Source organism: Lacrimispora xylanisolvens (assembly GCF_002934545.1).
Taxonomy (GTDB): domain Bacteria; phylum Bacillota; class Clostridia; order Lachnospirales; family Lachnospiraceae; genus Lacrimispora; species Lacrimispora xylanisolvens.
In genome coordinates, this window is sequence record NZ_PTJA01000010.1 from 162884 (window position 1) to 174623 (window position 11740).

Consider the following 11740-nt stretch of genomic DNA (forward strand, 5'->3'; position numbering starts at 1 on the left):
AAGAGGCGAAAAGAACGTTACTGCTCCGTTCTTTTCGCCTCTTTTCTATATTTCAAAGGCGTTGCATCCGTATGCTTTTTGAATACCCGTTCGAAATAAGTAACACTTTCAAAGCCCAGAACTTCTGATATCTCTGTTACAGAATACTCACTGTTTAAAAGCAGTTCCCTGCCTTTCCGCACCCTTGCTAAATTTCTGTATTCATTAACTGAAAACCCTGTCACTTCCCGAAAAATACGGCTTAAATAGGATTTACTGATAAAGAACCGTTCTGCCAGTTCTTCCAGACTCTCTGGTGTCTCACAATGGAGAGTAAGATATTCCGCCACCTCATGCACTTTACCATGCTTTGAGGTCTGAACCGTAACAGGCATATCCTTTAACAGGTTTTTTTTGCGGCTTCTGTAAACCATAAGAAGAATTCTGGAAATCATAAGGCGAACCATGACTTCATACCGTTCTCTCCTGCCTTTTATTTCATCTCTGATTGACAGGAGCAGGGATTTCATCTCCTCCCATTCCTTTTCAGAAAGTCTTGCAACCCCATAATAATCGCCAAACAGCTTTTCCAGCGAAGTAACCCCTGCATGATTTAACCATGACTCCAGATACCTGCCGTTAAGCTGGAGCAAAATACGGTCATGGCTTCCGCTTCCGGCCTGGCTTGTCTTATGCACCTGCTGCCGGTTGACCAATACCACATCTCCGGTCTTTACGTAATAGGTTTCTTTTTCAATAAAATAATAACGTTCTCCGCTTAAGAGAAAATACAACTCATAAGTATCATGAAAATGCTTCATTGTCATGGAAAATCCGTCATCTCTTGCCACCTCATCGATAACTACGCCTTCCATACTCTCTTCAAATATGATTCGTTCCATTTTCCTCTCCTGATCAGTAGCCAAAAGTATGATTATTGCAAAATAAGCATCTATTTTATTAGTATTATAATACTATAATGCATTATAATATGCAATAGAGAGTGATACGAACCTATTCAATATTTCTTAGTTTCAGGAGGAAACCTTTATGAAATACGAAAACAACAAAGTAAGTGATATTAAAATCGCTTACATCGGCGGCGGTTCCAGAGGCTGGGCATGGACATTTATGACTGACCTTTCCATGGATGATTCCATGAGCGGAACAATCCGGCTTTACGACATTGATCCTGCTGCTTCAAAAAACAATGAAATTATTGGCAGCCAGCTGAGCGCCCGCAAGGATACCATCGGAAAATGGGATTATGTCCAGTCTGATTCTTTAAAAGATGCGCTGACAGGCTGTGATTTTGCTGTTATCTCCATTCTCCCGGGAACCTTCGACGAGATGGATTCTGATGTCCATCTTCCGGAAAGACTTGGTATCTATCAGTCAGTTGGTGATACAGCCGGCCCTGGCGGTATGATCCGTGCACTGCGTACCATCCCAATGTTTGTTACCATAGCAGAAGCAATCAGGGATTACGCACCTGATGCCTGGATTATTAACTATACAAACCCAATGTCACTGTGTGTTAAGACCCTTTATCATGTATTTCCACAGATTAAGGCATTTGGCTGCTGTCACGAAGTATTCGGTACCCAGAAGGTGTTAAAGGGTATCTGTGAGGAAACCCTGGGACTGGAATCCATTGACCGCAGGGACATTCATGTCAATGTTCTTGGTATTAACCATTTTACCTGGTTTGATGAGGCCTCTTATAAAGGAATCGACTTATTTCCTGTTTACCGGGATTATATCAATGCTCATTATGAAGAGGGCTATGAAGAGCCGGATAAAAACTGGGCAAACAGCACATTTGAATGCGCTCACCGGGTGAAGTTTGACCTGTTCCGCCGCTATGGTCTGATTGCAGCTGCAGGAGACCGTCACCTTGCAGAATTCATGCCTGGAACCGATTATCTGAAAGATCCGGAAACGGTTAAATCCTGGAAATTCGGTCTCACCACCGTTGACTGGAGAAAGAATGACTTAAAAGAACGTCTGGAAAAGAGCCGCCGTCTGGCTGACGGAGAACAGGAGATTGAGTTAAAACCGTCAGGAGAAGAAGGAATTCTGTTAATTAAATCCTTATGCGGTCTCGAACGAACCATCAGTAATGTAAATATACCAAACTCTTTCTTACAGATTGCAAATCTGCCTAAAGATGCAGTTGTGGAGACAAATGCAGTATTTAGCCGCGACAGCATTAAACCCGTAATCGCAGGTTCCATTCCTGAGGAAGTGCTGGAACTGATAAAACCCCACGTTGCAAATCATGAGCGCATTTTAAAAGCAGCTCTTACCTGCGACCGCACACTGGTTTATGAAGCTTTCTTAAGCGATCCTCTGGTAAAAGGCAGAGCAAGCGACGAAGAAGTGAAAAAGCTGGCGGATGATATGATTGAAAATACCAGAATTTACTTGCCGGAAGGCTGGAATTAATGAATGAGGAACATGGCCGCAGATAGTTTCACACTGCGGCCATGTTCCTATCCAACTGCAAAATCAGTCAAGGATATGCTTGCTGAAATACCGTTCTGCCCTGTCCGGCAGAATCACAGCAATCCGTCCGAAGGTTATACTGTCTGCAAGTTTTCTGGCAGCCGCTAATGCAGCTCCAGATGAGGAACCTGCAAAAATGCCCTCATACCTGGCGATATTTTTCACCTCATCAAACGCCTCCGCATCACTAATTTTAATCACACGGTCAACAAGAGACATATCCATGGTATCAGCAACAAAATCATTGCCAATTCCCTCTATTTCGTAGTTTGCGTGTTCCCCTCCCCCCAGTGTGGAACCGATGGGATCCGCCAGTACTCCTTTTATCTCAGGATTCTGCTCTTTTAAATATTTCATAATACCCGTAAATGTACCCCCGCTCCCTGCACCGGCAACCACATAATCCAAATTTCCATTTAGATCCCGATACAATTCCGGACCGGTAGTCTCATAATGAGCCAAAGGGTTTGCCATATTTTTAAACTGTTCCAGGGTCACCGAATTGTGAATGCTCTTTCTCAGCTCTTCCGCTTTTCTTGTTGCACCAAGCATTCCTTCGTCCAATGGAGTCGAAATAATTTCTGCTCCCAGCGCTTTTAAAAGAATCTGTTTCTCCTGAGAGAATTTTTCTGGAATGACAAAGATAAGACGATACCCAAGATTAAGGGCAGCAAATGCGATACCAAGCCCTGTGTTCCCTGCTGTAGCTTCAATGATCGTATCTCCTGGTTTTAAGACTCCCCGCTTTTCTGCATCCTGGATCATATAGGTCCCGATCCGGTCCTTAACGCTTCCGGAAGGATTATAAAACTCCAGTTTTCCATAGATCTGCACCTTATCTGGAAATCCCAGATGATCCAGTCTGACAAGAGGCGTATTGCCAATTAGATCCTTCATAGAATCGTACAGACTCATTGTTTCGCCTCCCGGATTGCCTGTTCTAAGTCTGCGGCAAGATCCTTTCCATGTTCTATTCCAACAGAAAGCCGGATAAGCCCATCTGTAATACCAACCTTTTCCCGAATCTCCCTTGGAATTGAGGCATGGGTCATGGTTGCTGGATGGCAAACCAAAGATTCCACACCCCCCAGACTTTCTGCCAGAGCAATCAATTTCAGGCTTTCAAAGAATCGATTGATACTGTATCCTTCCTTAAGTTCAAAAGATATCATAGCTCCCCCGTTCTTCGCCTGCTTCAAGTTTATATCATAGCCCTGTGCATCCGGAAGTCCGGGATAATAAACCGTTTTTACTGCTTCATGTTCTTTTAATAATTTTGCAAGCTCCACAGCATTTTCCACATGCCGGTCCATTCTGACACTCAGAGTTTTGATGCTGCGGATCAGCAGGAATGAATCAAATGGCTGCAGTACTCCCCCTGTCGCATTCTGAATGAAATGAAGCCTTTCTCCAAGTTCTTTTGACCGGACCACAACAAGGCCGGCAATTAAGTCACTGTGGCCTCCAAGATATTTAGTCGCCGAATGAAGGACAATATCAGCTCCCAGTTCCAGTGGACGTTGGATATAAGGAGTCATAAATGTGTTGTCAACTACCAGCAATGCTTCCCTTTTTTTCACAAGTTCCGCCACGGCTTTTATATCTGTTACTGTCAGAAGAGGGTTTGCCGGACTCTCTATAAGAACTGCTTTTACATCCGGAGTGAGTGCCTGGGAAAGTGCCGTAAGGTCTGTGGTATCAGCGATGGTATAGGAAAATCCAAAATTCTGAAAGACCTTATCCAGAACGCGGAAAGTACCCCCATAGACGTTGCTTGATATAACAATTCTATCGCCGCTTTTAAAAAGACTTAGTACCGCAGTAATAGCAGCCATTCCAGAAGCAAAGGCAAATCCTGATTCTCCATTTTCCAGTTCTGCAATCAACAATTCCAGTGCCTCGCGTGTAGGATTTCCCGTACGTGAATATTCATATCCTCTGTTTTTTCCCAATCCATCCTGCATATACGTTGATGTTTGATAGATCGGAGTATTTACCGCACCGGTTCGTTCATCTCCATAGATACCTCCATGAATCAGAGCTGACTCTATATACTCATAATTTTTCATGATAAGACCTCCTATTAATGAAATAATTTATTAAATATTATATTCCACTTGTGGTATGGTACTGGCAAGATGAAGTTTTTCCAGTATGCTGCTGCGCATTACCATAAAGTCCTGGCTATTCTTCTGCCTGGGCCTTGGTAGTGAAATATTAATTATTTCACTTATTTTTCCGGGGCGGGGAGACATGATCACGACCCTGTCACTCAAATACAACGCTTCCTCTACATCATGTGTTACCAAAATCATAGTCGTCTCATTTTTCTTCCACAGTTCCAGGATCTTATCCTGAAGATCCGCCCTTGTAAAAGCATCAAGAGCTCCCATTGGCTCATCTAAGAGCAATGCCACAGGATGATTGATCAATGATCTCGCAATGGCTACACGCTGGGCCATGCCTCCTGAAATCTGATGAGGAAACACTTCTTCAAACCCGTCAAGCCCGATCATGTTAATATATTGGGCAATTTCATTTTTATGCTTCTTATACACCCCTCTCGCCTTAAGTCCTGTGGCTATGTTCTTCTCGACCGTCAGCCATGGAAAAAGACTGCCTTGCTGGAACACATATCCCCGGTCAGGATGTGGCCCCTTTATCTCCTCTCCTTCCAGTGTGATTACTCCGGATTCAGGTACATCTAACCCTGCCAAAAGACGCAGTAGTGTGGTTTTACCACATCCAGAGGGGCCAATGATGGATAGAAACTCCCCCCGTCTGATAGAAAGATTAATATCTTTAAGAGCATCCACCGTATGATTGTTGGCATCTACATAAGTACGGTCTACTGATTTTATTTCCATAAGTATTTCATTGCTCATTTTACCAGCCCCCTTTGCCACCGCAGAACACGGTTTTGTATGAAACCAATTCCCTTCATGATGGAGGAAAACAGCACTGCCATCACAATAATAGCTGCAAACACCTTATAATAAGCAGACCATACTTTTGATGCGTTGATGTAATAGCCAAGTCCTCCTGGCTGCCCCATCATCTCAGACATGACCAGGGTCGTGAAGGCAAAACCATTTGCCGTTGAAATACCTGTAAAAATCTGGGGCATTGCATGAGGGATTGCCACATGAAAGACCAGATACGGCGTTTTTGCCCCAAGGGTCCTGGCAACTTCGAAATGCACCTTTGGCGTACTTGCGATCCCCTGTGCCGTTAAAAATGCAACGGGAAACCAGGCGCAGATGACGATGAGAAATGCAGCCGCAGAGAAAGGATTGGGAAAAAGAGTCAGCGCAAAGGGCATCCATGCTACTGCCGGTATGACTCCCGTAATCTTTAAAACCGGATACACCCAGTAATAGACCTTTGGGAACCAGCCTATTAAAATCCCGGTTCCTACACCAAACACGACACCAGATACGAACCCTACCGTAAAAAGTCGAAGGGAGTACAGAGTATTCTGAAAAATATAATCTCCCTCCATAAGAAACGACTCTATAATTTTAGTAGGTCCCGGAAAAAAAGGCTGAGGCAAAAGCAAAAGCTTCGTACCCAAAATATCCCACAATGCCAATGCTAACCCCATCGCCAGGCGAAATGGGACACGGCTTAAATATCTTTCCCTTAATTCCCCACGAAAAAATGAGTAAACTCCAATTGCCCCATAGAGAAATATAAGTCCGGCCAGCACCAGCCGGTATGCCTGATCGCCCGTAAGACTGACCGAATTGCTGACTGCATAGGATTTTATTTCAACAGATGCAGCCTGGGGAAAAAACAAATTAACCAGTACTGCGGCAAAAAATCCCGCAATAGAGACCAGAGTCAGTAAAAAGTATTTTTTTAAAAATTGAATCTTATTCATCCTTCTATCCTCCTCCAAAAGCATATTGTATACTTATTTCACTTCTACCTTCTGGTATATCTGATCTGCAAATGCGTCTGCATCATCTGTTTTAAGATATCCGATGTTTTTAAGCTCCGTTACAAAATACTTAACATCTTCTGCAACGTGGGAACCTCCCGACTCCCGCTCCTTTATTGTGGGATACGCATAGCTGACTACAAGTTTTTCTGCCAGTTCTTTATCATCAATGGCAGAGTATTTTTTATCAGAGATAATGGAAACGGCTTCCTTGGGGTTTTCAGCTATCCAGTTCTGGGCCTTTCTATAAGCACTTAACAGAGCAGATATCTTTTCTGGTTCAGAATCCAGAACTTTGGAAGAAGCATAGAGAAAGCAGCAGTATTTCCCTGCAAACGCAGGATCTGTGGATAAATCGAATACTACCCGATAATCTCCGCTCTTTTCTGCGATGGATCCAAGAGGATCCCAAAGTGCAGCAACATCTACCTCACCGCTTTTTGCAGCTTCCAGTTCCAGATTCCCGTCTGAATAAGGCAGGAATGTAACATCTCCATCCTGTGGTTTTGCTGAGATACCGGCCTTTTCCAGCCACAGACTGGCTACCTGGTGGGGAGTTCCTCCAACTTCATCGATTGCAATTTTCTTACCTTTAAAGTCTTCTACCGTTTTGATTGGAGAATCCTTTGGAACAACAAATTTAATACAGCCATTGTGCAGACCATCCACGACCTTTACTTTAACTCCCTCCTCAATGGAAGGAAAAAATTGAAAGTCTCCGTTTACAATTGGAATTGTGCCATTATTCAGTCCGATCTTACGTGTTTCACTATCTGCAGATATTAAGTTTACGTCAAACCCCTCCTCTGCAAAGAATCCTTTTTCATAAGCAATGTAGATAGGAGCACCGCAAAGAGCACCGTCTTTTCCAGGAATGTCAATTTTTCCATATTTGTATTGCGTCGTTCCTTCTGACGTATTGGAAGCATTCTTAGAACCACATGCCGTGACCCCTAATGCAAGGGCCAGAAAAAGTGCAAAAATACCAAAATCCTTCTTTCTTGTTATCATACTAAATTTCCTCCTTTTTTCCCCTCTCTGAGGCATTTAAATATACATCTGCAGCTGAAGCCAAAAAATCTTTATGTCTGCTATTTTCCTGGCACAAAGACAGTCGGCCTTTTTCCATTAGAAAAGTCCTGCTGCCAAAGTCCAGAACCTCCAGCTCATGAGTGACCATAATAATTCCCGTTCCATTTTCTGCTATTTCTTTTAACAATTTCATGATCTCCAGCGTTGTTTCTGCATCCAGATCACCGGTAGGCTCATCGGCAAGCAAATAGTCCGGATTATTGATCAGGGCTCTTGCAATGGCAACCCTCTTTAATTCTCCTCCGGAAAGGTGCTTTGGATATACATCAGATAAATGAGATATCCCGGTTTGTTTCAGTCTTAACCATGCCGGCTCCATTGAATTTTTTCCTCTGTTCCATAAATGAAAGGGTATTCTCACATTATCAAGCACGTTCAGGCTGGACAGTGCGCAGCTGCCTTGAGGAACATACCCTATTTTTGAATTGCGAAACGCCGATGCTTCATGATCCTTCATGGAAAAGATGTTGTTTCCATCTATCTCAATTTCTCCAGAGGTGGGAGTCAGCAGACCTGCAGCCATATTAAGCAATGTGCTCTTTCCGCTTCCGGAACGACCTATGATATTAATAAAATCCCCTTTATCCAGACTAAGATTTACCTCATTGACCGCTTTAAATAATTCCTTTTTTCTTGCATACTCTTTGGTCACTTTTTTTAATTCAATGGCCATTTTATTCTCCTTCTCTTATCAAAACACAGGTTTCTGTCCTGCTCACCTTTCCCGCAGAATATATGGCTGCAAGGGGACCAGCTGCAATTGCGAGAACAAGATTACCCGCCAGCAGGCGTATGGAAGACATTAAATCCGGGAGCAGATAAGGGAGATGCAGCGACTCCCCAATGTATGTACTGAATGGAAAAACAACCAGCGAGGCCAGGAAAGCCCCCAGTACTCCTCCAAGTATGCTGATCATCAGGGATTCCGTCAGTACAATTTTGCATAATTTCACTCTGGCAGCTCCCAGAGAACGTAAGAGCGCAAACTCTTTCTTCCTGCCATTCATAATAACAGTGAACATCACTGCCAGAACAAATACCGCTATGATCCAAAGAGCGCAGGCAACTGTATTAACAAAAGTGATCAGAACAGAGATCTGATTTGCTGCAGAGAGAAACATATTTTTTGATTTTACTATGCTGATTCCTGATACCTGGCGCCTGATATTGGTCGTTACGGTATCCACATCATAGCCCTTCTTAAGCTTCACCAGTACAGTAGAAATTGATTGATCAATGTCTGTGCCATAAACATTAACGCTCAGATTCATTCCCGTTTTTTTTGCTCCCTCTAACAACATCCTCATAGTATCCATATTGGCATATATGGAATAATCCATGCCCGTAGAAGTTTTTTCAAGCTGTGCTGCAACCGGGTAGGTGTCGTTAAAAAACTTTAAGGTTCTGCTGTCATTTATTACAATATCACTGCCTGCAATCAGCTGTCCGGTCTCCAGCTTTCTGCCATATACTTTTGTAATCCATGGCTTTATTACAAAATCTGAGTCCGGATCAAACCCAATTACCTGAACCGGAACCGAACAGCAGGCTGCGGAAAGAGTGGATAAATACAATTGGGGCGATACCTCCTCAACTCCCTGTATCTCCTTAATCTGTTGTTCCATTGACCGGTCAAAATAAAAACGGCTGGGCTCCCCGGAAAGAATAATTCCTTCATACTGTGATTCATGTTCAAGCGGCACCACCGCCAGATCTGCTCCAAGCCGGTTCTTTAAGCTGTATAACCCGTTTTTCAGGCTCTGTGACAAGATGGCGCCTCCATACATGGTAAAGGAAAGCACGGCTACAACCATCACAAGACAGACAGTTCGGAAAGGATTACTACGCAGATTATTCTTTGACAGCTGCCTGGTGGTCAGAGGTTTCAGGCCCATATGGTCTTCCTCCTATCCTGTTTGTTTTATATAGATTGATTCCATTCATAACAGAACAAACAATTACCGAGACACTAATAATAACCAGTGCAGGAAGAGTCAGTGAACGGCAATCCATTCGTGTGCTGCCGCAAACTCCTATCAGAATCGTGGGAAACAGCAACGATAAGATCCCACTTAGTCCAATTGCTGCATTCAGTCCAAAACGTGTCTGCCTACTGTCAAAAAGAGTTAATAAAAATCCTTCAAATGCTATCAGCAATCCCACCCCAAGCTCTGCCCTTGCGGTCCAATGACATTTCATGGAAGTAGTTTCTTTCATATTTCCCATGTGAGGTTCACTCATATCCTTGTTTTTCTCTGAACCAGTTTTTGTTGCTTCTTCGCCGAACTCCGTAATCCTGCAAACCGGAAAAATCGTTTGTGGCCCCAGTGCAATCAGTAACCCTAAAGCTAAAAAAACTATTCCAGAAACTAATCTATTTTTCACACTATATCCTCTCTAAACTGAAAGGCACATACCAAAGAAAAACCCCTTTGTACCTGCCATCTGCCAGCTGGTTTCATTGTAGAAACAAATGCTGTCATGGTATTCCAAGCAGACAAATATAGCGTATGATGCGCTTCCCCTTAAAATAAAACCATATTTTCATCTCATATCCCTCATATACAGAAATAAAAAAAGGCAGCCCGGATAATTCTGTTCCGGACTGCCTTATGTGGCATTCGCAAGAAAAAAATTCGACTTATCCGTCAGAAATACAATATTTAACCATAGCAAAACAAGGCATACAGCAACACTGAATGCCCATAACAAAATAAGTAGTACAATAACCTGTAAATACTCTGTTTTCCATAGTTAAATTCTCCTTTCCTGCGTAATACCTCTTTACATACTAGATTTATATGTATTATATGTATCAATATTCCTCTTGTCAATTCATAATAAAACAGTTTTATTTTTTTCGTGTTTATCGCCAAATAATTAATGAATTACATGGTCTTTTGTTGGTTATTATTACACGTATTTCATATATTCAATATATTTTCTAGAAATAACCACTGTTCTATTAAAAAGTCAGAATAAATCCAGTTCAAGATCAGCTGCATACACGCTCCATTTTAAGTACAAAAATAAGGGCACACTTTATTTAAAAAAGTGTACCCTTATCCATTATAATCTGACTATCTATAAAGGTTCGATGCTCAGGTTTATTCTTTATCCAGGAAATTCAGTGTAAAATGGGCTTCTCCCTGCTCATCCAGTTCCATAATCATATAAGAGGGTCTTCTGCCTTCCTGGCGTGGATAGGACATACTACCGGGATTTAAAATTATGATCCCGTTATGTACCTCATAAAATGGTCTGTGGGTATGCCCGAACATGGCGATCTGAATATTACGCTCCATGGCTTCCGCTTCCAGCCGCTCCACTCCAAGAGATACATTATAATAATGTCCATGAGTCAGAAGTATCCGGTAACTGCCCAGCTTGATTTCTTCCTCCCGTTCCAGATCAGAGAAAAAATCATTGTTACCAAGAACCATATGCAGTTCACAGCCCTCATCCAGCCAGCTCTCAATCTTCTTTTCACTTCCTTCGGAATCTCCCAGATGAATCAGCATGTCAAAAGGTTTATTCTCTTGGATCACCCGTAAGAGATTCTCATCCCTGCGGTGAGTATCACTGACAATCAGTACTTTCATGACGCTCCTCTCCCAACTGCTCTTTCAGCTTATCTTTCATGGCTTCCAGCGCCTTTCCCCTGTGACTGATCCTGTTTTTCTGATCCATGGTAAGCTCTGCTGCAGTCATATGAAATTCCGGTATATAAAGAATGGGATCATAACCAAATCCTTCCCCGCCAGCCGGCTTGTCCGCAACCAGACCTTCCATGGCTGCCTCCGTATGAAGGACCCTGCCGTCAGGAAGAATCGCAGCAATGTTGCAAACAAAGCGTGCACTTCTATCCTCTCCCTCAAAGAGAGCAGCACGGTTTAATATGGTCTGATTTTTAATCTCGTAGGAAGTCTCCTCCCCCATGTAACGGGCAGAGTAAATTCCAGGCTCTCCGCCCAGGCAGTCTACTACCAGTCCGGAATCATCAGCAAGAACGATTCCTCCAGACTTTTTCCACACTGACATGGCTTTTATCTCAGCGTTTTCCCCAAATGTAGTTCCGTTTTCCTCAATATCAAGGCAAATGCCAGCCTCTTTCATGGAGCAGACTTCCATTCCAAGATCCTTTAATATTTCACGGATTTCCCGCATTTTTCCTTCGTTCCCGGTTGCAAAAATTATTCTGTTCTCCCTCATCTGTTC

12 protein-coding genes are annotated in these 11740 nt (G+C 43.0%); 1 reads left to right on the forward strand and 11 read right to left on the reverse strand.

Features of this window, described 5'->3' with window-relative positions; genetic code table 11:
* Positions 1-17: 17 nt before the first annotated feature.
* Positions 18-881, reverse strand: a complete 864-nt coding sequence (locus BXY41_RS18225) for an AraC family transcriptional regulator (protein WP_104438290.1) — start codon at positions 879-881, stop codon at positions 18-20.
* A gap of 148 nt (positions 882-1029) precedes the next feature.
* Between BXY41_RS18225 and BXY41_RS18230 the strand changes: the two genes are divergently transcribed.
* Complete coding sequence (locus BXY41_RS18230) at positions 1030-2427, forward strand: family 4 glycosyl hydrolase (RefSeq protein WP_104438291.1); 1398 nt, start codon at positions 1030-1032, stop codon at positions 2425-2427.
* Positions 2428-2490: 63 nt separating this feature from the next.
* On the opposite strand, the gene BXY41_RS18235 is transcribed toward BXY41_RS18230, so the two are convergent.
* The 10 genes from BXY41_RS18235 to rdgB form a co-directional block, all read right to left on the reverse strand.
* A complete protein-coding gene (locus BXY41_RS18235) occupies positions 2491-3402 on the reverse strand; it encodes a PLP-dependent cysteine synthase family protein (RefSeq protein ID WP_104438292.1) in 912 nt (303 codons plus the stop codon).
* On the reverse strand, positions 3399-4556 hold the full coding sequence (locus tag BXY41_RS18240) for a trans-sulfuration enzyme family protein (RefSeq protein ID WP_104438293.1): 1158 nt from the start codon (positions 4554-4556) through the stop codon (positions 3399-3401). Before BXY41_RS18240 ends, BXY41_RS18235 begins: the two co-directional genes overlap by 4 nt.
* 30 nt (positions 4557-4586) lie before the next feature.
* Positions 4587-5372 (reverse strand): ABC transporter ATP-binding protein, encoded by a 786-nt coding sequence (locus BXY41_RS18245; RefSeq protein ID WP_104438294.1) that lies wholly within the window; start codon positions 5370-5372, stop codon positions 4587-4589.
* The gene (locus tag BXY41_RS18250) at positions 5369-6370 is read right to left on the reverse strand and encodes an ABC transporter permease (protein ID WP_242980238.1); all 1002 of its coding nucleotides are present in this window, start codon (positions 6368-6370) and stop codon (positions 5369-5371) included. The genes BXY41_RS18245 and BXY41_RS18250 overlap by 4 nt, the downstream gene beginning before the upstream one ends.
* A 33-nt stretch (positions 6371-6403) precedes the next feature.
* Positions 6404-7441, reverse strand: a complete 1038-nt coding sequence (locus tag BXY41_RS18255) for an ABC transporter substrate-binding protein (RefSeq protein WP_104438296.1) — start codon at positions 7439-7441, stop codon at positions 6404-6406.
* A 1-nt stretch (position 7442) separates the two neighbouring features.
* On the reverse strand, positions 7443-8195 hold the full coding sequence (locus BXY41_RS18260; RefSeq protein WP_104438297.1) for an ABC transporter ATP-binding protein: 753 nt from the start codon (positions 8193-8195) through the stop codon (positions 7443-7445).
* 1 nt (position 8196) lies between these two features.
* Positions 8197-9417: an ABC transporter permease gene (locus BXY41_RS18265; protein WP_104438298.1), complete on the reverse strand. Its 1221-nt coding sequence runs from the start codon at positions 9415-9417 to the stop codon at positions 8197-8199.
* Entirely contained in the window at positions 9374-9907 is a 534-nt protein-coding gene (locus BXY41_RS18270) for a DUF4418 family protein (RefSeq protein WP_104438299.1), read from the reverse strand. The genes BXY41_RS18265 and BXY41_RS18270 overlap by 44 nt, the downstream gene beginning before the upstream one ends.
* Before the next feature lie 722 nt (positions 9908-10629).
* On the reverse strand, positions 10630-11124 hold the full coding sequence (locus tag BXY41_RS18275; protein WP_104438300.1) for a YfcE family phosphodiesterase: 495 nt from the start codon (positions 11122-11124) through the stop codon (positions 10630-10632).
* Entirely contained in the window at positions 11102-11734 is a 633-nt protein-coding gene (gene rdgB, locus BXY41_RS18280) for an RdgB/HAM1 family non-canonical purine NTP pyrophosphatase (protein ID WP_104438301.1), read from the reverse strand. The genes BXY41_RS18275 and rdgB overlap by 23 nt, the downstream gene beginning before the upstream one ends.
* Positions 11735-11740 lie beyond the last annotated feature (6 nt).